Origin of the sequence: Stutzerimonas chloritidismutans AW-1 (assembly GCF_000495915.1) — a bacterium.
Lineage (GTDB): Bacteria > Pseudomonadota > Gammaproteobacteria > Pseudomonadales > Pseudomonadaceae > Stutzerimonas > Stutzerimonas chloritidismutans.
Window position 1 is genome coordinate 39669 of sequence record NZ_AOFQ01000049.1, and the last position, 20941, is coordinate 60609.

The following is a 20941-nucleotide window of genomic DNA, read 5'->3' on the forward strand; positions in this document are numbered from 1 at the left end:
GGGGGAGTTGGCCAGCAATGGCCGGCTCCCACCCGACTCTCAGCCCATCGAGAGGCGTGCGGCCCAGCCGGCCGATGGCTCGCCGCAAGCACGGACCAAAAAACAAGATGGCAGTCAAATACCCCGCGTTTCGTAAAAAATTCCCTCTACTGGTTACTGGCGGTCTGCTTGCATTGCAACCGGTAGCTGTACCTTTTGTCTTCGCAGCCGAACAGTTCGCTTGCCAGCCCGACGCCTCCGGCGGCTGGAATTGCGCGTCCAATGAAACCAGTCAGACCCTGCCACCGCGCCCGGTACACAGCGGCAGCGCCGTGAGCACATCGAGCACCGCCAAATCGACGAGCAGCAAGGTGCAAGCGCCAACGGCGACGACCAAGCTGGTCACCGAAGGCAAGGGCCGTGCCCTCGCCTCGCGCAGCGCCGATTACAGCCATCTCGACTGGGTTCCGCGCGAGCAGCTGACCCCGGCTCAGCTCGCCGAAACCGGCCCTTATTGCACCGGCACCTATGTCGAGCCCGACCGTCCCGGCAAGTTCGACACCACTCCGATGAGCGAAGCGCCGACCTATGTATCGGCCAAAGCCACCCGCTACGAGCAGGAACAGGAAGTCGCCACCCTCGCCGGTGACGTGCTGCTGCGTCAGGGCAGCATTCAGGTGGAGGCAGACGAAGCCAGCCTGCACCAGCTGGAAAATCGCGGCGAGCTGACCGGCAATGTCCGCTTCCGCGACCGCGACGCATTGCTGGTCGGCGACCGCGCCGAGATCTTCCTCGACAGCGGCGAAGCCAAGGTGGAAAACGCCGAGTACGTCGTGCACTCCGGCAAGGTGCGTGGCAGCGCGCAATACGCCAAGCGTGAAGAAACCGCGATCATTCGCCTCAAGGACGGTACTTACACCAGCTGCGAGCCCGGCGAAAACAGCTGGCACCTGCAAGGCAACAACGTCACGCTGAACCCAGCCACCGGCTTTGGCTCGGCCACCAACGTCACGCTACGGGTCAAGGATGTTCCGGTGTTCTACACCCCCTACATCCATTTCCCCATCGACGACCGTCGCCAGTCGGGTTTTCTCGCGCCGAGCATCGGCTCGTCCAGTGATACCGGTTTTTCGCTGCAGACGCCCTATTACTTCAACCTGGCGCCGAACTTCGACGCGACCCTGTATCCGCACCTGATGACCGACCGCGGCCTGCTGATGGAAGGCGAGTTCCGCTACCTCACGCGCAGCAGCGAGGGACAATTCGGCGCGGCCTATCTGGATGACAGCAACGACGACCGCGAGCGGCAATCCGAGTATGAAGACCAGCGCTGGATGTACAGCTGGCAGAACCGTACCGGGCTGGACTCGCGCTGGCTCGCCGAAGTGGACTACACCGATCTCAGCGATCCGTACTACTTCCAGGACCTGAACACCAACCTGGATATCGATCAGCCGGATCACCTCGATCAGCGCGGCACGCTTACCTACCGCGGCGACAGCTACACCGCCCGGCTGAACGTGCATGCCTACGAGCGCGCCACCGTCGCCGACATCACCCCGTATGAGCGGCTGCCGCAGCTGACCCTGGATGGACGGCTGCCCTTCCAGCCGGGCGGCCTGAATTTCACCTACAACACCGAGTTCGTCAGCTTCCAGCGCAGCCTGCGCGACGGCAACTTCATCAACGAAGACGGCAATCCGGAGCAGTGGTACGACGATCGCCTACGTGGCCTGACTCGCGCCGAAGGCGAGCGCATACATCTCGAGCCAGGCGTCAGCCTGCCGCTGAATTGGTCCTGGGGCTTCCTCAAGCCTTCGCTGAAATATGCCTACACACAGTACGACCTGGATCTGGACTCTAAGGGGCGTGATCCGGCATTCGCAGGCATCACAGATTTCGAGGATTCACCGGATCGTAGCGTGCCGATCTTCAGCGTCGATAGCGGCCTGTATTTCGACCGCGACACCCAATGGTTCGGCAAGGACTATCGCCAGACACTGGAACCGCGCCTGTTCTATCTCTATGTTCCGGAAGAGGATCAGGACGACATTCCGATCTTCGATACCGGCGAAAGCAGCTTCAGCTACTCCTCGCTGTGGCGCGAGAACCGCTTCTCCGGCAAGGACCGCATCGGCGATGCCAACCAGGTATCGCTCGGCGTAACCAGCCGCTGGGTCGAGCCCAACGGCTTCGAGCGCCAGCGCTTCAGCATCGGCCAGATCTATTACTTCCGCGATCGCGAAGTGCAGCTGCCGAACATGAGCAATCGCCCGGATGCCACTTCCGACGTATCACCCTACGCGCTGGAGTACATGTACCGCTACAACCGCGACTGGCGCTTCACCTCGACCTTCAACTGGGACCCGGACGCAGGCCAGACCCGCTCCGGCAGCGCCATGTGGCACTATCAGCCGGCCGACAACCCGGGCAAGATCGTCAACGTTGGCTATCGCTACCGCAACGACACGGTGCGCTTCGACCAGGCGACCGGCCAATGGACCTACGGCGGGGACTACGGCAACTGCGAAACCGACCCGGCTAACTGCATCAAGGACTACTACAAGATCAACCAGCACGACTTCTCCGTCATCTGGCCGATCGTCCCGCAATGGAGCGTCATCGCCCGCTGGCAGCATGACTACAGCCGCAGTCGCACCCTGGAAGCCTTCGGTGGCTTCGAGTACGACAGCTGCTGCTGGAAACTGCGCCTGATCAATCGCTACTGGATCGACTACGACGAGACCAGCCTCAACCCTGATCGCAACGACGAGCCAGATAACGGCATCTTCCTGCAGATCGTGCTCAAGGGGCTCGGCGGCGTGGTCGGCAATGCGACCGAAACTTTCCTCGACGAAGGCATCCAAGGCTACCGTGAACGTGAAGATCAAGCTTTCTGAAGTACTGCGCCCGCTCGCGCTCGGCGCTCTGCTGCTGAGCGGCGCGAGCCTCGCGCCTGCAGCCCTCGCCCAGGTTCAACCCCTCGACCGCGTGGTGGCGATCGTCGATAACGACGTCATCATGCAGAGCCAGCTCGAACAACGGATTCGTGAAGTGCAGCAAACCATCCAAAAGCGTGACGCCGATGCGCCGCCGATGGATGTGCTGCAACAGCAGGTGCTGGAGCGCCTGATCACCGAGAACCTGCAGCTGCAGATCGGTGAGCGCTCCGGCATTCGCATTTCCGATGAAGAACTCAATCAGGCCATGGGCACCATTGCCCAGCGCAACAACATGTCGCTCGATCAGTTTCGGGAAGCATTGTCGCGTGACGGCCTGAGCCTGGAGAGCGCCCGCGAGCAGATTCGCCGCGAGATGGTTATCAGCCGCGTGCGTCAGCGCCGTGTGGCCGAACGCATTCAGGTGTCCAACCAGGAAGTGCAGAACTTCCTGGCGTCCGACCTCGGCAAGCTGCAGCTGTCCGAGGAATACCACCTGGCCAATATCCTCATCCCTGTTCCAGAAGCGGCTGATTCGGCAACCATCCAGGCTGCCGAACGTACCGCGATGGAGACCTACCAACAGCTGCAGCAAGGCGCCGACTTCGCACGCCTCGCCGTGTCTCGCTCTGGCAGCGAAAACGCACTGGAAGGTGGCGACATGGGCTGGCGCAAGGCGGCTCAGCTGCCACCTCCGTTCGATACGGAAGTGCGCGAGCTGTCGGTCGGCGAAGTAACTCAGCCGGTACGCACGCCGCCAGGCTTCATCATGCTCAAGCTGCTGGACAAGCGTGGCGGCGAGACGCAGGTACGGGATGAGGTGCATGTCCGCCACATCCTGATCAAGCCGAGTGCGATCCGTAGCGAAGACGAAGCACGCCTACTGGTACAGCGCCTGCGCGACCGCATCAGTGCAGGCGAAGACTTTGCCCAGCTGGCCAAGAGTTTCTCCGAAGATCCGGGTTCGGCGCTCAACGGTGGCGACCTGAACTGGATCGATCCGGCGTCGCTGGTACCCGAGTTCCGCGAAGTTATGGCCAACACGGCAAGCGGCGAACTGTCTCCGGTGTTCAAGTCGCCCTACGGCTGGCACATCCTTGAAGTGCTTGGCCGCCGCGCCACCGATGCCAGCGAGCAGTTTCGCGAGCAACAGGCGTTAACGCTGCTGCGCAACCGCAAGTACGATGAAGAGCTGCAGGCATGGCTTCGCCAGATCCGCGACGAAGCCTACGTCGAGATCAAGCTCTAAGCTGCACGCTGCACCGACAAGTAACAGGAACGCGGGGTGATGGCCGAAGGGTCGCCACCCCGTTTTCATTTCAGGCGGTTGAACGCCACACGCCATGCAGAGAGAAGCCTGATGACCGCTCCCCGCCCCTTCGTTCTCACCCCCGGTGAACCGGCCGGCATCGGCCCTGACCTCTGCCTGCTGCTGGCTCGCGAGGCCCAGCCTCAGATCCTGGTAGCCATCGCCAGTTGTTCGCTGCTGGCAGAGCGCGCCTCGCAACTGGGACTGACGATTGAGCTGCGGGAAGTCGGGCCACATAGCTGGCCAAGCCAACCGGCGCCGGCCAACTGTCTGTATGTCTGGGATACTCCCCTGGATGCACCGGTGATCGCGGGCCAGCTCGACGCGCGCAACGGCCGCTACGTACTGGAAACGCTGACCCGAGCTGGAAACGGGTGTCTCGACGGCAGCTTCGCCGGCATGATCACCGCGCCGGTGCACAAGGGTGTGATCAATGAGGCCGGCATCCCCTTTTCAGGCCATACCGAGTTTCTCGCCGAGCTGACCCGCACCGAGCAGGTGGTCATGATGCTGGCCACGCACGGATTGCGTGTCGCGCTGGTCACCACCCACCTGCCGCTCAAGGATGTCGCCGCAGCGATTACCGCGGAGCGCCTGGAGCGGGTTACGCGAATCCTGCACCACGATCTGGTCAGCAAGTTCGGCATTACCCAACCACGTATTCTTGTCTGCGGCCTGAACCCGCATGCGGGTGAGGGCGGCCACCTGGGCCGCGAAGAAATCGAGATCATCGAGCCCGTGCTGACCAGGCTGCGTGACGAGGGGCTTGATCTGATCGGCCCTCTGCCAGCCGATACGCTGTTCACCCCAAAAAATCTCGAGTTCTGCGACGCAGTGCTGGCGATGTACCACGACCAGGGCCTGCCGGTACTCAAGTACAAGGGTTTCGGTGCCGCGGTCAACGTGACCCTGGGCCTGCCGATCGTTCGCACGTCGGTAGATCATGGCACCGCGCTGGATCTGGCCGGCAGCGGCAAGATCGACACTGGCAGCCTGCGGGTCGCACTGGAAACGGCCTACCAGATGGTCGGCATCCAGAGCTAGCACGCACCCCACGCGGCTCGAACGATCTTCTTGCCGCCCTCGCCTGCTAAAATACGCGCCTTATTCGTTTTCAGCTTTGAGCTTCAGGCTTCAAGCTGCGCCCTGGAGCCCCGATGTCCGATTATCAGCACCGCGCACGCAAGCGCTTTGGCCAGAACTTCCTGCACGACGCTGGCGTCATTCACCGCATTCTGCGGGCGATTCATGCCAAGCCGGGTGAGCGACTGGTGGAGATCGGCCCAGGCCAGGGTGCATTGACCGAAGGACTGCTCGACAGCGGCGCGCATCTGGATGTCGTCGAGCTCGACCTCGACCTGATCCCCATCCTGCGGGGCAAATTCGCCGGGCGCGAGAACTTCAATCTGCACCAGGGCGACGCGCTGAAGTTCGACTTCGGTCGCCTCAGCGCAGAGCCGAACAGCCTGCGCATCGTCGGCAACCTGCCCTACAACATCTCTACCCCGCTGATCTTTCACCTGCTCGACCACGCGCACCTGATCCACGACATGCATTTCATGCTGCAGAAGGAAGTGGTCGAACGCCTGGCCGCGCTGCCGGGCGGCGGCGACTGGGGCCGACTGTCGATCATGGTGCAGTATCACTGCCGGGTAGAGCACCTGTTCAACGTCGGGCCGGGCGCGTTCAACCCGGCGCCAAAGGTCGATTCGGCGATCGTTCGCCTGGTGCCACATGAGACGCTGCCGCATCCAGCGCGCGATCACCATCAACTGGAGCGCGTAGTGCGCGAGGCGTTCAACCAACGGCGCAAGACCTTGCGCAACACCCTCAAGGGGCTGCTGGACGCCGACGCCATCGCAGCGGCGGATGTGGATGGCAGCCTGCGTCCCGAACAACTGGATCTGGCGGCCTTCGTTCGCCTTTCCGACCAACTGACAGAACGCAGCTGAGGCTTCGGTCTCTACCCTGCCTTCAACAGCGAGCAGACTCATGTCCGACGATAACCGCTACCGCATCGACGTCAGCGTCACGCCTCGCTATCTGGCCGCGCAATCGGAGCCGGAACAAAACCGCTATGCCTTTGCCTACACCGTAACCATCGAAAACAATGGCGAGGTGGCGGCGCAGCTGCTGTCGCGACACTGGATCATCACCGATGGCGACGGCCAGGTGCAGGAAGTGCGCGGTGCCGGCGTCATTGGCGAGCAGCCGCTGATCGCACCAGGCGAACACCACGTCTACACCAGCGGAACGCTGCTGGCCACCTGTGTCGGCAGCATGCAAGGCAGCTATGAGATGTTGGCCGAGGATGGTCACAGTTTCGATGCGCTCATTGCGCCGTTCCGCCTGGCCGTACCCGGAGCATTGCATTGACGACCTATGCCGTCGGCGACCTGCAAGGTTGCCTCGAACCGCTGACCTGTTTGTTGGAGCGCGTCGACTTCAGCCCTTCGCGAGACTGCCTGTGGCTGGCCGGCGACCTGGTCAACCGCGGCCCGCAATCGCTCGAGGCACTGCGCTTCGTACGCGATCTCGGGTCGTCCGCAATCACCGTCCTCGGCAATCACGACCTGCACCTGCTGGCTGTGGCTCACAACATAGAGCGCATGCGCAAGTCCGACACGCTGCAAGCAATTCTGGCCGCGCCGGATCGGACCGACCTGATCGACTGGCTGCGCCAGCAGAAGCTCATTCATTACGAAGCCGCGCGTCACACCGCGATGGTGCATGCCGGCATTCCGCCGCAGTGGTCGCTGGAAAAAGCCCTCAAGCGCGCCTTGGAAGTCGAGCAGGCACTGCAGGACGACGCACTGCTGATGCCGTTCCTCGACGGCATGTACGGTAATCAACCGGCGAAATGGAACAAGGAGCTGCACGGGGTGCCGCGACTGCGCCTGATCACCAACTACTTCACCCGCATGCGTTTCTGCAAGGCCGACGGCACGCTCGATTTGGAAGCGAAGGAAGGCGCCGACAGCGCCCCCGCCGGCTACTCGCCTTGGTTTAGCCACGCCAATCGCAAAACCCGCAACGTCAAGCTGATCTTTGGTCACTGGGCTGCGCTGGAGGGTCAATGCGACGAGCCGAACGTCTTCGCGCTGGACACTGGCTGCGTCTGGGGCAACTCCATGACCTTGATGAACCTCGACAGCGGCGAAATGCACCGCTGCGAATGTGAACACGGGAAACCCGCATGACCGACTTCAAACGCATCCCACCGGAACAAGCGCAGACCATGCGCAGCAGCGGCGCCGTAATCGTGGACATCCGCGATCCGCACAGCTATGCCAACGGCCACATCAGCGGCTCGCTGCATCTGGACAACCACTCGCTGCCGGATTTCATTGCCGCCGCCGATCTCGACCAGCCGCTGATCGTCACCTGCTATCACGGCCACTCCAGCCAGAGCGCAGCGGCCTATCTGGTCAATCAGGGCTTTTCGGACGTCTACAGCCTCGACGGCGGCTTCGAACTCTGGCGCCACACCTATCCGGCTGATGTCGAGCGCGGCGAAGAACAAGCGTAAAAATTTATTTCCCCCCGATAGCCCGCCAGCCGCGGGCTAGGCGCTATCAACAGCCGAACGGCAGTGCCTAAATCCCCTCCCCGCCCTTGATCTTGCCGAATCCGAACTATCCTTAAGTTCAGGCCATCCAAATAAACGAAGCCGGGAAACGGCTGACGGATTTCAGGGTTTCGACCATTAGGTGTTCGGGGGAACTCCACTGGCCGCCACTTCGGCCGGGCCCAGAGTGCCTGATGACGCGCCTATTCGTGCATCGATCGAGGTGAAGTCATGAGCATTTTCAGCCACTTCCAACAACGTTTCGAAGCGACCCGCCAGGAGGAGTATTCCCTCCAGGAATATCTCGATCTGTGCAAGGCGGACCCAGGTACCTATGCCAGCGCCGCCGAGCGTCTGCTGATGGCGATCGGCGAGCCCGAACTGGTCGACACATCGGTCGACTCGCGACTGTCGCGCATCTTCTCCAACAAGGTGATCCGCCGTTATCCGGCCTTCGAGGATTTCCATGGCATGGAGGAGTGCATCGACCAGATCGTTTCCTACTTCCGTCACGCCGCGCAGGGGCTGGAAGAGAAGAAGCAGATCCTCTATCTCCTCGGTCCGGTGGGCGGGGGTAAATCGTCGCTTGCCGAGAAGCTCAAGCAGCTGATGGAGCATGTGCCCTTCTACGCAATCAAGGACTCGCCAGTGTTCGAGTCGCCATTGGGGCTGTTCAACCCAATCGAAGATGCGCAGATCCTCGAGGAGGACTATGGCATTCCTCGGCGCTACCTGAACTCGATCATGTCGCCCTGGGCCACCAAGCGCCTGCAGGAGTTCGGCGGCGACATCTCCAAATTCCGCGTGGTCAAGCTGTACCCGTCGATCCTCAACCAGATCGCGGTTGCCAAGACCGAACCGGGCGACGAGAACAACCAGGACATCTCCTCGCTGGTGGGCAAGGTTGATATCCGCAAACTGGAGGAGTTTCCACAGAACGATGCGGACGCCTACAGCTATTCGGGTGCGTTGTGCCGGGCCAACCAGGGTCTGATGGAGTTCGTCGAGATGTTCAAGGCACCGATCAAGGTGCTGCACCCGCTGCTGACCGCCACCCAGGAGGGCAACTACAACAGCACCGAAGGCCTCGGCGCGATTCCTTACAGCGGCATCTTGCTGGCCCACTCCAACGAGTCGGAATGGCACAGCTTCCGCAACAACAAGAACAACGAAGCCTTCATCGACCGTATCTACATCGTCAAGGTGCCCTACTGCCTGCGGGTCAGTGACGAGATCAAGATCTACGACAAGCTGCTGACCAACAGCTCGCTGGCCCATGCTCATTGCGCGCCGGACACCCTGAAGATGCTCGCGCAGTTCTCCGTGCTGTCCCGCCTGAAGGAGCCGGAGAATTCCAACATCTACTCGAAGATGCGCGTGTATGACGGCGAAAACCTCAAGGACACCGACCCGAAAGCCAAGTCGATTCAGGAATACCGCGACACCGCCGGAGTCGACGAAGGCATGAACGGTCTCTCCACTCGTTTCGCCTTCAAGATTCTGTCCAAGGTCTTCAACTTCGACCCGCACGAGATCGCGGCGAACCCGGTGCACCTACTCTACGTGCTGGAGCAGCAGATCGAGCAGGAACAGTTCCCGGCCGAGATGCGCGAGCGCTACCTGCGCTTCATCAAGGAGTACCTGGCGCCGCGCTACATCGAGTTCATCGGCAAGGAGATTCAGACTGCCTACCTCGAGTCCTACAGCGAGTACGGGCAGAACATCTTCGACCGCTACGTGCTGTATGCGGATTTCTGGATTCAGGATCAGGAGTACCGCGATCCGGAAACCGGCGAGATCCTCAATCGCGTGGCGCTCAACGAGGAACTGGAGAAGATCGAGAAGCCGGCCGGCATCAGCAATCCGAAGGACTTTCGCAACGAGATTGTCAACTTCGTGCTGCGCGCCCGCGCCAACAACAACGGCAAGAACCCGTCGTGGCTGTCCTACGAGAAGCTGCGCGTGGTGATCGAGAAGAAGATGTTCTCCAACACCGAGGACCTGCTGCCAGTCATCAGCTTCAACGCCAAGGCGAGCAAGGAAGACCAGAAGAAGCACAACGACTTCGTCGTGCGCATGGTCGAGCGTGGCTACACCGAGAAGCAGGTTCGCCTGCTGTCCGAATGGTATCTGCGGGTGCGTAAATCGCAGTAAGTGGCTGGAAGCCTGAAGCTGGAAGCATCGCGGCACGCTTCCAGCTTCAGGCCTATGGTTTCAGCCAAGCCCGGAGGGCCTATGAGCTACGTGATCGATCGTCGCCTGAATGGCAAGAACAAGAGCACGGTGAACCGCCAGCGTTTCCTGCAGCGGTACCGTGGGCATATCAAGAAGGCGGTGGAGGAAGCCGTCGGCCGGCGCTCCATCACCGACATGGAACATGGCGAGCAGATCAGCATTCCCGGCCGCGACATCGATGAGCCGGTGCTGCATCACGGCCGCGGCGGCCGCCAGACCATCGTCCATCCGGGCAACAAGGAGTTCGTTGCCGGCGAACGCATCCCCAGACCGCAGGGCGGCGGCGGTGGCCAGGGCGCCGGCCAGGCCAGCAATAGCGGCGACGGCATGGACGACTTCGTCTTCCAGATCACCCAGGAAGAATTCCTCGATTTCATGTTCGAGGACCTCGAACTGCCCAATCTGGTCAAGCGTCACCTGACCGGCACCGATACCTTCAAAACCGTGCGGGCCGGCATCAGCAACGAGGGCAACCCGTCGCGCATCAACATCGTGCGCACGCTGCGCTCGGCCCATGCCAGACGCATTGCGCTATCTGGCAGCAGCCGTGCACAACTGCGCACACTGAAGGCAGAGCTGGAGCGACTACGTCTTGAGGAGCCGAACAACTTCGGCGACATCAAGGCCACCGAGGAGGAGATCGAAAGGCTGAAGGCGCGCATCAAACGCGTGCCATTCCTCGACACCTTCGATCTGAAATACAACCTGCTGGTCAAGCATCCCAACCCCAGCTCCAAGGCGGTGATGTTCTGCCTGATGGACGTTTCCGGCTCCATGACTCAGGCCACCAAGGACATCGCCAAGCGCTTCTTCATCCTGCTGTACCTTTTCCTCAAGCGGAACTACGACAAGATCGATGTGGTATTCATCCGTCACCACACCAGCGCCAAGGAAGTCGACGAGGAAGAGTTCTTCTACTCACGGGAGACCGGCGGCACCATCGTCTCCAGCGCCCTGAAGATGATGCAGGAGATCATGGCCGAGCGTTACCCGGCCAACGAGTGGAACATCTACGCCGCTCAGGCTTCCGACGGCGACAACTGGAACGACGACTCGCCGCTCTGCCGCGACATCCTGATCAACCAGATCATGCCGTTCGTGCAGTACTTCACCTACGTTGAAATCACCCCGCGCGAGCACCAGGCGCTCTGGTACGAGTACAACCAGGTCGCCGAAGCCTTTTCCGATGCGTTCGCCCAACAGCAGTTGGTCAGCGCCGGGGACATCTACCCAGTGTTCCGCGAACTCTTCCAGCGGCGCATGACCAGCTGAGGTGTGCAGCATGAAGCGACAGCCCATTTCCACCGGCTCGGAATGGACCTTCGACCTGATTCGGCAGTACGACCGCGAGATCGGCCGCATCGCCGAGCGCTACGCGCTGGACACCTACCCGAACCAGATCGAGGTGATCACCGCCGAGCAGATGATGGACGCCTACGCCTCGGTTGGCATGCCGCTGGGTTACCACCACTGGTCATACGGCAAGCAGTTCCTGCACACCGAGAAACACTACAAGCGCGGGCAGATGGGTCTGGCCTACGAGATCGTCATCAATTCCGATCCCTGCATCGCCTACCTGATGGAAGAGAACACCATGTGCATGCAGGCGCTGGTGATCGCCCACGCCAGCTACGGGCACAACAGCTTCTTCAAGGGCAACTACCTGTTCCGCACCTGGACAGACGCCAGCTCGATCATCGATTACCTGGTGTTCGCCAAGCAGTACATCATGCAGTGCGAGGAGCGTCACGGCATCGATGCGGTGGAAGACCTGCTCGACTCCTGCCACGCACTGATGAACTACGGTGTCGACCGCTACAAGCGTCCCTACCCCATCTCTGCGGAAGAAGAGCGCCGACGCCAGAAGGATCGCGAGGAGCATCTGCAACGGCAGATCAACGACCTCTGGCGCACCATTCCCAAGGGCACGGACAAGGGCGATGGGTTGGCGGACAGTCAGCGTTTCCCGGCAGAGCCGCAGGAAAACATCCTCTATTTCATCGAGAAGCACGCCCCGCTGCTGGAGCCATGGCAGCGCGAGGTGGTGCGTATCGTGCGCAAGATCGCGCAGTACTTCTATCCACAGCGCCAGACCCAGGTGATGAACGAAGGCTGGGCGACATTCTGGCACTACACCCTGCTCAACGATCTGTATGACGAGGGCCTGGTCACCGACGGCTTCATGATGGAGTTTCTGCAGTCGCATACCAGCGTGATCTACCAGCCAGGCTTCGACAGCCCCTACTACAGCGGCATCAACCCCTACACCCTGGGCTTCGCCATGTACCAGGACATCCGCCGGATTTGCGAGCTCCCCACCGAGGAGGACAAGCGCTGGTTCCCGGAGATCGCCGGCAGCGACTGGCTGACCACCGTCAAGTTCGCCATGAACAACTTCAAGGACGAGAGCTTTATCCTGCAGTTTCTCTCGCCTAAGGTGATCCGCGACCTCAAGCTGTTCAGCATCCTTGACGATGACCGCAAGGACGAGCTGCTGGTCCCGGCGATCCACGATGAAAGTGGTTACCACACCATTCGCGAACTGCTCGCCGCGCAATACAACCTCGGCAACCGCGAGCCCAACGTCCAGGTATGGAACGTCGACCGTCGCGGCGATCGCTCGCTGACCTTGCGTCACATGCAGCACGACCGCAAGCCATTAGGCGGGTCCACCGAAGAGGTGCTCAAGCATCTGCATCGGCTGTGGGGCTTCGATGTTCACCTGCAGTCGATGCAGGACGACAAGCTGGTCAATACCCATCACATGCCACCAAGACCCAGCAGCGAGGCAGAGACCGACAACCGTTTTCCCGGCATGAACTTCGCCTGACAGTGGGCCGCGGCCCGCCTCCGCGGCCCTTCCTTACCCGCCACGCTGTAGCCTCAGCGCCGATATCCTTTATCCTCCGCGCCAACGGAGGTGGACATGCAGATCTATAAAGTCGGCGGCGCAGTACGCGACCGCCTGTTGGGGCGCCCGGTGACCGAGGTCGACTGGCTGGTGGTCGGTGCCACGCCGGAAGAAATGCAGGCCAGCGGCTTTCGCCCGGTCGGTGCGGACTTCCCGGTTTTCCTGCACCCGCAGACCGGCGAGGAATACGCCCTGGCGCGCACCGAGCGCAAAAGCGGTCGTGGCTATGGCGGGTTCACCTTCCATGCCAGCCCCGACGTCACCCTCGAAGAAGACCTGCAGCGCCGCGATCTCACCATCAATGCCATCGCCGAAGATGACCAGGGCCAGTTGATCGATCCATACGGCGGTCAGCGCGACCTGCGGGCACGGCTATTGCGCCACGTTTCCCCCGCTTTCGCCGAAGATCCGTTGCGTGTTCTGCGCGTGGCGCGCTTCGCCGCACGCTACGCCGAGACTGGCTTCCGTATCGCCGACGAAACGCTGGAACTGATGCGCCGACTGGCACGCTCCGGCGAGTTGTCGGCGCTGACGGCGGAGCGCAGCTGGAAAGAGATTTCGCGTGCGCTGATGGAGCCGCGGCCGGATGTGTTCATTCAGGTGCTGCAGGACTGTGACGCGCTGGCCGAGTTGTTCCCGGAGCTGGCCGCCACCTTCGCCAAGGGCAATGCCCCCGGTGGGCACCTGCTTGGCACGCTTCGGCAGTGCGCCGAACATGCCCAGCCACTGCCGGTACGCTGGGCCTGCCTGCTACTTGGCTGCGCAACGTCAGCCGATAGCCAGCAGGCACGGCTGAACGCTATCGACGCGCTCAACCAGCGCTGCAAGGCACCGAAAGATTGCCAGGAACTGGCGATGCTGCTCGGCAGATATCAGGATGACGCGTTCAACGCCAAGAAACTGCATGCCGATGCACTGCTCGACATGCTGCAGCATTTCGACATCTACCGGCGGCCGGAGCGCTTCGAGCAGTTCGTCGCGGCTTGTGAAATGCGCGCCCTGGCAGGCGCGCCCGGCGAGTTGCTCTTCGAAGCCGATTATCTGCATGGCGCGGCCAGCGCGGCCCGTGCCGTGTCGGTCAAACCGCTGCTGGAGCAAGGATTCAAAGGTGCCGAGCTGGGCAAAGCGCTCGGTGCTGCGCGCCTCGATGCCCTGAGCATCTACTGCCGGGAATATTCGCAGTAAGGCGATTCAGGCGCGCTGTGGAGGATGGTTGCGGATCAGATCGGCAGGCGTAAGCTCGCTGCCGCGCCACTGAAACGGCACTGGCCAGAGCTGCTGGTCGATGGATGACTGCGCCCACAGATCGGCAAAGGCCTCGCCTGCAGCGGGATGTTTGACGGTCGGCGCCAATAACGCCAGCGGCCAGAGCACGAAGGCGTTCTTCAGGATCTCCGCACGCGGCAGCAGCAAGCCATGGAAGTTGCCGACCAGCTCGCCATACAGCAGCACATCGATATCCAGCGGCAACCCCTTGCGATCCGGCGCGTAACGGCCGTTGTCCGCCTCGATGAACTTGAGCCGGCGGTCCAGTTCCGTCAGCGGCAGGTCGGTGTAGCCGGCGACCACCAGGTTGTAGAAGTTGTCGCCCTTGTAGCCCACCGCCAGGCTCTCGAACACTGGCGAGCAACGCATATCCTGCAGCAGCTCGGCCAGCACATCGAGCCCGGCATGCAGGCGCTCGATGCGCTGCACATTGCTGCCCAGACCGAGCATGACGGGGGTCAGCGGCATCCGCGTTCGATCTCCACGCCCAGCGCACGGGCACGCGCATTGACGCCTGGTTTGGTGACCCGCAGGCGCAGCCAGACGATGCCGAACTCGCTCATCAACTTTTGCGCCAGGCGCTCGGCGAACGTCTCGACCAATTCGAAGCGAGCTTCGGCAGCAAAGCGATCGATGGCCGCAGCGACCTTGGCATAGTCCAGAGCCTTGTCCAGCTCATCATTATCGGCGGCCGGTCGTATGTCCCAGCCCAGCGTCAGGTCGAGCTGCAGGCACTGGCGAATCCCGCGCTCCCAGTCGTAGGCGCCGATTACCGTATCCACTTCCAGGCCTTCGATGAAGACTGTATCCACGCAACGTTCTCCTGCGGCACGACAAGCTCGAAACGCGCCGTTAGACTCAGAGGCTCCCTGCCCCGGATGGATTCCATGTTCTGGCTGCTGACCTTGCTCGCGTACCTGATCGGCTCGCTGTCATTCGCCATACTGCTTAGCCGCCTGGCCGGAATGCCCGACCCGCGCGCCGGCGGCTCCGGCAATCCCGGCGCCACCAATATGCTTCGTCTGGCAGGCAAGCGACTGGCGATCTGCACGCTGTTCGGCGATCTGCTCAAGGGCCTGCTGCCCGTACTGCTGGCCGCCTCGCTGGACATGTCCGTCCAGCAACAGGCCTGGATCGGTCTGGCAGCGGTCTGCGGCCATCTCTATCCGTTGTATTTTCGCTTCCGTGGCGGCAAGGGTGTCGCCACCGCCGCCGGCACCCTGCTCGCGCTCTACCCGCCGGCCGCACTGCTGGCCATCGTCGCCTGGCTGCTGGTATTCCGCCTGACCCGGACCAGCTCGCTGGCTGCCCTTATCGCCCTGCCGCTATGCCTGCCACTGCTGGCCTGGCAGCAACCCGGCGCGCTGTTGCCGATGAGCCTGCTCGCCACACTGATCGTCTGGCGCCATCGCAGCAACGTGCGCGACCTGTTCGCCGGCCGGGAACGGCATTTCTGACCGCTCTGACGCTCATCAGATCGCCGGCAGTGTGTCCATCGACCAACGCGGCTGTACGGTGATCGCCGGACCGTCATGCTGCCCGGCGAGCAAGCGCTGACAGCCAGCGTAAGCGATCATCGCACCGTTGTCGGTGCAAAAACGTGGCCGCGCATAGAAGACCTGACCCTTGAACTCGCCGAGCATCCGCTCCAGCGACTGGCGCAGAGACTGATTAGCGCTGACCCCGCCGGCGATGACCAGCGACTTCAGGCCCGTCTGCCTAAGGGCTCGGCGACACTTGATGGTCAGGGTTTCGACCACAGCTTGCTGGAACGCCAGCGCGATGTCGCAGCGGGTCTGCTCGGATTCGTCGCCCGCGCTGCGGCACTGCTGCCAGGTATTGAGGGTAAAGGTCTTCAGGCCGCTGAAACTGAAATCCAGACCGGGCCGATCAGTCATCGGCCGCGGAAAGACGAAGCGTCCCGGAGCGCCCTGCTCGGCCAGACGGGCAATTTCCGGCCCGCCGGGATAGCGCAAACCCATCAGCTTTGCCGTCTTGTCGAAGGCCTCGCCAGCGGCATCGTCCACCGATTCACCGAGCAGCTCGTATCGGCCAATGCCATCCACGCGAACAAGCTGCGTATGGCCACCCGACACCAGCAAGGCGACGAACGGAAATTGCGGCGGCTGCGCTTCGAGCATCGGCGCCAGCAGGTGACCTTCCATATGGTGCACGCCGACAGCCGGTACGCCCCAGGCCAACGCCAGCGCCTGGGCGCAGGAGGCCCCAACCAGCAGCGCACCGACCAGTCCGGGGCCGGCCGTATAGGCCACCGCATCGATCTGGCCGGCCTCGCGGCCCGCCTCCTCCAGCACCTGGCGAATCAGCGGCAGCATGCGTTTCACGTGATCGCGCGAGGCGAGCTCAGGCACCACGCCGCCATAGACGCGATGCAGGTCGATCTGGCTGAATAGCGCGTCGGCCAGCAGGCCCTGTTCGCTGTCGTAAAGCGCGACACCAGTCTCGTCGCAGGACGTTTCCAACCCCAGCACCAGCATGGGTTCAACCTTTCCGGAGGGCGAATGAAGCCGTGCATATTAATCGTCGGGCCGTCCGACCGACCAGCGCTTTTCGATCAGAGGCTTTGCATTCCGCAATTGGAGCGGGTAACATCCGCAACCCTTAAAACCAGCGTGCTTGCGAGTCATTGCCGAAGCGCGTTGCCACCGGTAATCAAGTGAAGGTAAGTCCTGGATGCCCGCTGTCAAAGTTAAAGAGAATGAACCCTTCGACGTAGCACTGCGTCGCTTCAAGCGTTCCTGCGAAAAAGCAGGCGTTCTGGCCGAAGTCCGCTCGCGCGAGTTCTACGAGAAGCCGACTTCCGAGCGCAAGCGCAAGGCTGCCGCCGCAGTCAAGCGTCACGCCAAGAAAGTGCAGCGCGAGCAGCGCCGCAGCGTCCGCCTGTACTAATCCAGTACAGCTGACGTCGCATCAAGCCCGGCTCAGGCCGGGCTTTGCATTGCATGCTTACTCCGCTTCGCCAGCCGGCGAAAGGCCGGAGTTTTTTCATTTCCGGCTCATGCAATGCGAGCGTAATCAGATACCTCTATGGCCGGCCTGATCCCCCAATCCTTCATCGACGACCTGCTCAATCGCTCCGACATCGTCGAGGTGGTCGGCTCGCGCATCCAACTGAAAAAGGCCGGCAAGAACTACAGCGCCCTCTGCCCTTTTCACAAGGAAAAGACGCCCTCGTTCAGCGTCAGTCCGGACAAGCAGTTCTACTATTGCTTCGGCTGCGGCGCTGGCGGCAATGCGCTGGGCTTCGTCATGGACCACGACCAGCTGGACTTCCCCCAGGCAGTCGAGGAACTGGCCAAGCGCGCGGGAATGGAAGTCCCCCACGAGGAAAGCGGCCGCAAACACAAGCCACGCCAGCCAGTCGATTCGCCGCTCTACCCACTGCTGGCTGCCGCCGCCGATTACTACCGCCAAGCCCTGAAAAGCCACGCTACCCGCAAGTCGGCCGTGGAGTACCTCAAGGGCCGCGGCCTGTCCGGCGTGATTGCCCGGGATTTCGGATTGGGCTTCGCCCCGCCCGGCTGGGACAACCTGATGAAGCATCTCGGCGGCGATGCGCTGCAGCAGAAAGCGCTGATCGACGCCGGCCTGCTGATCGAGAACGCCGAGAACGGCAAACGCTACGACCGCTTCCGCGATCGCGTGATGTTCCCCATCCGCGACAGCCGCGGCCGGGTCATTGCCTTCGGCGGTCGCGTTCTGGGCGACGACAAGCCCAAGTACCTGAATTCGCCGGAAACCCCGGTATTCCACAAGGGCCAGGAACTCTACGGCCTTTACGAAGCGCGGCAGGCCAACCGAGATCTCGACGAGATCATGGTGGTCGAGGGCTACATGGACGTCATTGCACTGGCCCAGCAAGGCTTGCGCAACGCCGTGGCCACCCTTGGTACGGCAACCAGCGAAGAGCATCTCAAGCGCCTGTTCCGCATCGTACCCAGCGTGCTGTTCTGCTTCGATGGCGACGCGGCCGGACGCAAAGCCGCCTGGCGAGCACTGGAAGCCACGCTACCGAACCTACAGGATGGCCGCCGGGCGCGCTTTCTGTTCCTGCCCGACGGAGAGGACCCGGACACACTGGTCCGCGCCGAGGGCACCGATGCATTTCGCGCGCGCATTCAGCAGCACTCACAGCCACTGGCCGATTACTTCTTCCAGCAACTCAGCGACGAAGCCGATCCACGCTCACTGGAAGGCAAGGCCCATTTGGCCACCCTGGCAGCGCCGCTTATCGAAAAGATTCCCGGTGCAAACCTGCGCGCATTGATGCGCCAGCGTCTCACCGAGATCACTGGTCTGAACGGGGAAGCACTGCAGCATATGGCAGCAGCGCCAACCACCGCACCCAGCAACAACTCGGCCGAGTACGACGACGCCGCCTATTACGATACGGGTTCGCACTACGCCGAGACCGACTACTTCCAACCTCCCGAAGCGCCCAAGCCACAACGCGGCGAAAAAAAGGAATGGAAGAAAGACTGGAAAAAATCCGGGCAGCGACCAGACTTCAAACCTCGCGGTCCGCGTACGCCAGCTACCGTCGAGCCGCCGACCCTGACCACGCTGCGGACGCTGCTGCACCATCCGGAGCTAGCACAGAAGGTCGAGGACGTCAGCCATTTCGCCGCAGAAGACGACACATACGCACAATTGCTTGTCGCTCTGCTTGGCACGCTGCAGAAGAACCCGAAGCTGCGTAGCCTGCAGCTGATCGCCCGCTGGCATGGAACCGACCAAGGGCGACTTTTACGCGCACTTGCAGAGAAAGAATGGCTGATCTCGGCCGACAACCTTGAACAGCAGTTTTTCGACACCATTAATAGCCTTGCCGCCCGACAGCGGGAACGCCGACTCGAAAGCCTGCTGCGTAAGGCTCGCCAAGGTGAACTCAGCGCAGAGGAAAAAGACCAACTGCGTAACCTGCTGAGCCGTAATGCAATACCCGCTACACCGACCTCAACTGGCGTCTGAGGTCCTAGCTCGGCTATAATGCTCAGCTTGTTTTCAGCCCGCCAGAACCTTCAGTGGATAGGGTTATATGTCCGGAAAAGCGCAACAGCAGTCCCGCCTCAAAGAGTTGATCCAGCGTGGCCGTGAGCAGGGGTACCTGACTTACGCAGAGGTCAACGACCACCTACCGGAGGATATTTCCGATCCGGAACAGGTGGAAGACATCATTCGCATGATCAATGACATGGGTATCAATGTATTCGAGGTTGCCCCGGATGCCGATGCCCTGTTGCTGGCCGAAGCCGATACCGATGAAGCCGCTGCCGAAGAGGCCGCCGCCGCACTCGCTGCGGTCGAGACCGACATCGGTCGAACCACCGATCCCGTTCGCATGTACATGCGTGAAATGGGCACGGTCGAACTGCTGACCCGCGAAGGCGAGATCGAAATCGCCAAACGCATCGAGGAAGGCATTCGCGAAGTGATGAGCGCCATCGCTCACTTCCCCGGCACCGTCGACAGCATTCTCGCCGACTATGAGCGAGTGACGACCGAAGGTGGCCGCCTGTCCGACATCCTCAGCGGTTACATCGACCCTGACGACGACGGCGCCGCTGGTCCTCAGGAGGTCGAGCCGGAAACCCCGCAGACCACCGCGAAGCCGGCGGCCGACGACAAGGATGATGAGGAAGAGGACGATTCCGACAGCGAAGAGGAAGAAGGCGATGGCGGCCCCGACCCCGAGGTCGCGCGTATGCGTTTCGGCGCAGTCGCCGAGCAGCTGGAGAAAGCCAAGAAGGCGCTGAAGAAGCACGGCCGCGCCAGCCAGCAGGCCGTCGAGGAGCTCGAAGCACTCGCCATTCTGTTCATGCCGATCAAGCTCGTACCCAAGCAGTACGACGCACTGGTCGAGCGCGTTCGCAACGCCCTGAGCCAGATCCGCGCCCAGGAGCGCGCCATCATGCAGCTGTGCGTGCGTGACGCCCGCATGCCGCGCGCCGACTTCCTGCGTCAGTTCCCGAACAACGAGACCAATCTCGACTGGGCCGAGCAACTGGCTTCCGGCAAAGGCAAGTATGCCGAAGCCATCGGCAACCGCAAGGAAGACATCGTTCGCTGCCAGCAGAAGCTGATCGAGCTGGAACAGGAATGCGACCTGGTCATCGCTGACATCAAGGACATCAACCGTCGCATGTCCATCGGCGAGGCCAAAGCCCGCCGTGCGAAGAAAGAGATGGTTGAAGCCAACCTGCGCCTGGTCATCTCGATCGCGAAGAAGTACACCAACCGCGGCCTGCAGTTCCTTGATCTGATCCAGGAAGGCAACATCGGCCTGATGAAGGCGGTGGACAAGTTCGAATACCGCCGCGGCTACAAGTTCTCTACCTACGCCACCTGGTGGATTCGCCAGGCGATCACTCGTTCCATTGCCGACCAGGCGCGGACCATCCGTATCCCGGTTCACATGATCGAGACGATCAACAAGCTCAACCGCATCTCCCGTCAGATGCTGCAGGAAATGGGTCGCGAACCCACACCTGAAGAGCTGGGCGAACGCATGGAAATGCCCGAGGACAAGATCCGCAAGGTACTGAAGATCGCCAAAGAGCCGATCTCCATGGAAACGCCAATCGGTGACGACGAAGACTCGCACTTGGGTGACTTCATCGAAGACTCGGCCATGCAGTCGCCAATTGACGTAGCCACTGTGGAAAGCCTCAAGGAAGCCACTCGCGAAGTGCTCTCCGGCCTCACGGCTCCCG

General features: G+C 61.8%; 18 protein-coding genes. 15 read left to right on the plus strand and 3 right to left on the minus strand.

Translation table 11 applies throughout. The features are described 5' to 3' along the window. The first annotated feature begins 107 nt into the window (after positions 1 to 107). From F753_RS39920 to F753_RS39970, 11 genes are all read left to right on the plus strand, one after another. Positions 108 to 2879: an LPS-assembly protein LptD gene (locus F753_RS39920; protein WP_031297957.1), complete on the plus strand. Its 2772-nt coding sequence runs from the start codon at positions 108 to 110 to the stop codon at positions 2877 to 2879. Beyond that, the gene (locus F753_RS39925; RefSeq protein WP_031297961.1) at positions 2860 to 4167 is read left to right on the plus strand and encodes a peptidylprolyl isomerase; all 1308 of its coding nucleotides are present in this window, start codon (positions 2860 to 2862) and stop codon (positions 4165 to 4167) included. The genes F753_RS39920 and F753_RS39925 overlap by 20 nt, the downstream gene beginning before the upstream one ends. 111 nt (positions 4168 to 4278) lie before the next feature. Further along, on the plus strand, positions 4279 to 5271 hold the full coding sequence (gene pdxA, locus F753_RS39930; RefSeq protein ID WP_023445889.1) for a 4-hydroxythreonine-4-phosphate dehydrogenase PdxA: 993 nt from the start codon (positions 4279 to 4281) through the stop codon (positions 5269 to 5271). A gap of 113 nt (positions 5272 to 5384) precedes the next feature. Then, entirely contained in the window at positions 5385 to 6179 is a 795-nt protein-coding gene (rsmA, locus tag F753_RS39935) for a 16S rRNA (adenine(1518)-N(6)/adenine(1519)-N(6))-dimethyltransferase RsmA (protein WP_023445890.1), read from the plus strand. 40 nt (positions 6180 to 6219) lie between these two features. Next, positions 6220 to 6603 carry a Co2+/Mg2+ efflux protein ApaG gene (apaG, locus tag F753_RS39940; protein WP_023445891.1) on the plus strand — a complete coding sequence of 128 codons (384 nt, stop codon included), beginning with the start codon at positions 6220 to 6222 and terminating at the stop codon, positions 6601 to 6603. Beyond that, entirely contained in the window at positions 6600 to 7427 is an 828-nt protein-coding gene (locus tag F753_RS39945; protein ID WP_023445892.1) for a symmetrical bis(5'-nucleosyl)-tetraphosphatase, read from the plus strand. Before apaG ends, F753_RS39945 begins: the two co-directional genes overlap by 4 nt. Beyond that, positions 7424 to 7756, plus strand: a complete 333-nt coding sequence (gene glpE, locus F753_RS39950; RefSeq protein WP_003300975.1) for a thiosulfate sulfurtransferase GlpE — start codon at positions 7424 to 7426, stop codon at positions 7754 to 7756. The genes F753_RS39945 and glpE overlap by 4 nt, the downstream gene beginning before the upstream one ends. A gap of 270 nt (positions 7757 to 8026) precedes the next feature. Then, the gene (locus tag F753_RS39955; RefSeq protein ID WP_014821684.1) at positions 8027 to 9949 is read left to right on the plus strand and encodes a PrkA family serine protein kinase; all 1923 of its coding nucleotides are present in this window, start codon (positions 8027 to 8029) and stop codon (positions 9947 to 9949) included. A gap of 81 nt (positions 9950 to 10030) precedes the next feature. Then, on the plus strand, positions 10031 to 11302 hold the full coding sequence (locus tag F753_RS39960; RefSeq protein ID WP_014821685.1) for a YeaH/YhbH family protein: 1272 nt from the start codon (positions 10031 to 10033) through the stop codon (positions 11300 to 11302). A 10-nt stretch (positions 11303 to 11312) separates the two neighbouring features. Further along, on the plus strand, positions 11313 to 12860 hold the full coding sequence (locus tag F753_RS39965) for a SpoVR family protein (RefSeq protein WP_023445893.1): 1548 nt from the start codon (positions 11313 to 11315) through the stop codon (positions 12858 to 12860). A 96-nt stretch (positions 12861 to 12956) separates the two neighbouring features. After that, complete coding sequence (locus F753_RS39970) at positions 12957 to 14126, plus strand: multifunctional CCA addition/repair protein (protein WP_023445894.1); 1170 nt, start codon at positions 12957 to 12959, stop codon at positions 14124 to 14126. 6 nt (positions 14127 to 14132) lie between these two features. Here the strand turns inward: F753_RS39970 and folK are convergent, their stop codons facing one another. Both folK and folB read right to left on the minus strand, forming a co-directional pair. Further along, the gene (gene folK, locus F753_RS39975; RefSeq protein ID WP_023445895.1) at positions 14133 to 14675 is read right to left on the minus strand and encodes a 2-amino-4-hydroxy-6-hydroxymethyldihydropteridine diphosphokinase; all 543 of its coding nucleotides are present in this window, start codon (positions 14673 to 14675) and stop codon (positions 14133 to 14135) included. Next, complete coding sequence (gene folB / locus F753_RS39980) at positions 14666 to 15019, minus strand: dihydroneopterin aldolase (RefSeq protein WP_023445896.1); 354 nt, start codon at positions 15017 to 15019, stop codon at positions 14666 to 14668. The genes folK and folB overlap by 10 nt, the downstream gene beginning before the upstream one ends. A gap of 75 nt (positions 15020 to 15094) precedes the next feature. On the opposite strand from folB, the gene plsY reads away from it, so the two are divergent. Then, positions 15095 to 15664 (plus strand): glycerol-3-phosphate 1-O-acyltransferase PlsY, encoded by a 570-nt coding sequence (plsY, locus tag F753_RS39985; RefSeq protein ID WP_031297964.1) that lies wholly within the window; start codon positions 15095 to 15097, stop codon positions 15662 to 15664. Between the two features lie 15 nt (positions 15665 to 15679). On the opposite strand, the gene tsaD is transcribed toward plsY, so the two are convergent. Further along, positions 15680 to 16705 carry a tRNA (adenosine(37)-N6)-threonylcarbamoyltransferase complex transferase subunit TsaD gene (gene tsaD / locus F753_RS39990; protein ID WP_023445898.1) on the minus strand — a complete coding sequence of 342 codons (1026 nt, stop codon included), beginning with the start codon at positions 16703 to 16705 and terminating at the stop codon, positions 15680 to 15682. A gap of 196 nt (positions 16706 to 16901) precedes the next feature. On the opposite strand from tsaD, the gene rpsU reads away from it, so the two are divergent. The 3 genes from rpsU to rpoD all read left to right on the plus strand — a co-directional run. After that, positions 16902 to 17117, plus strand: a complete 216-nt coding sequence (rpsU, locus tag F753_RS39995) for a 30S ribosomal protein S21 (RefSeq protein WP_003296736.1) — start codon at positions 16902 to 16904, stop codon at positions 17115 to 17117. A gap of 138 nt (positions 17118 to 17255) precedes the next feature. Continuing rightward, positions 17256 to 19199, plus strand: coding sequence for a DNA primase (dnaG, locus tag F753_RS40000; protein ID WP_023445899.1), 1944 nt, complete (start codon positions 17256 to 17258; stop codon positions 19197 to 19199). A 67-nt stretch (positions 19200 to 19266) separates the two neighbouring features. After that, on the plus strand, positions 19267 to 20941 hold a 1675-nt coding region (gene rpoD / locus F753_RS40005), incomplete at its 3' end, for an RNA polymerase sigma factor RpoD (protein WP_023445900.1).

Bases quoted from the DNA above. Each gene is read 5' to 3' on its own strand.
- dnaG (WP_023445899.1), top strand. From the start codon at position 17,256: ATGGCCGGCCTGATCCCCCAATCCTTCATCGACGACCTGCTCAATCGC.
- F753_RS39965 (WP_023445893.1), top strand. From the start codon at position 11,313: ATGAAGCGACAGCCCATTTCCACCGGCTCGGAATGGACCTTCGACCTG.
- F753_RS39970 (WP_023445894.1), top strand. From the start codon at position 12,957: ATGCAGATCTATAAAGTCGGCGGCGCAGTACGCGACCGCCTGTTGGGG.
- pdxA (WP_023445889.1), top strand. From the start codon at position 4,279: ATGACCGCTCCCCGCCCCTTCGTTCTCACCCCCGGTGAACCGGCCGGC.
- F753_RS39955 (WP_014821684.1), top strand. From the start codon at position 8,027: ATGAGCATTTTCAGCCACTTCCAACAACGTTTCGAAGCGACCCGCCAG.
- rsmA (WP_023445890.1), top strand. From the start codon at position 5,385: ATGTCCGATTATCAGCACCGCGCACGCAAGCGCTTTGGCCAGAACTTC.
- folK (WP_023445895.1), bottom strand. From the start codon at position 14,675: ATGCCGCTGACCCCCGTCATGCTCGGTCTGGGCAGCAATGTGCAGCGC.
- plsY (WP_031297964.1), top strand. From the start codon at position 15,095: ATGTTCTGGCTGCTGACCTTGCTCGCGTACCTGATCGGCTCGCTGTCA.
- rpsU (WP_003296736.1), top strand. From the start codon at position 16,902: ATGCCCGCTGTCAAAGTTAAAGAGAATGAACCCTTCGACGTAGCACTG.
- F753_RS39920 (WP_031297957.1), top strand. From the start codon at position 108: ATGGCAGTCAAATACCCCGCGTTTCGTAAAAAATTCCCTCTACTGGTT.
- tsaD (WP_023445898.1), bottom strand. From the start codon at position 16,705: ATGCTGGTGCTGGGGTTGGAAACGTCCTGCGACGAGACTGGTGTCGCG.
- F753_RS39960 (WP_014821685.1), top strand. From the start codon at position 10,031: ATGAGCTACGTGATCGATCGTCGCCTGAATGGCAAGAACAAGAGCACG.
- apaG (WP_023445891.1), top strand. From the start codon at position 6,220: ATGTCCGACGATAACCGCTACCGCATCGACGTCAGCGTCACGCCTCGC.
- glpE (WP_003300975.1), top strand. From the start codon at position 7,424: ATGACCGACTTCAAACGCATCCCACCGGAACAAGCGCAGACCATGCGC.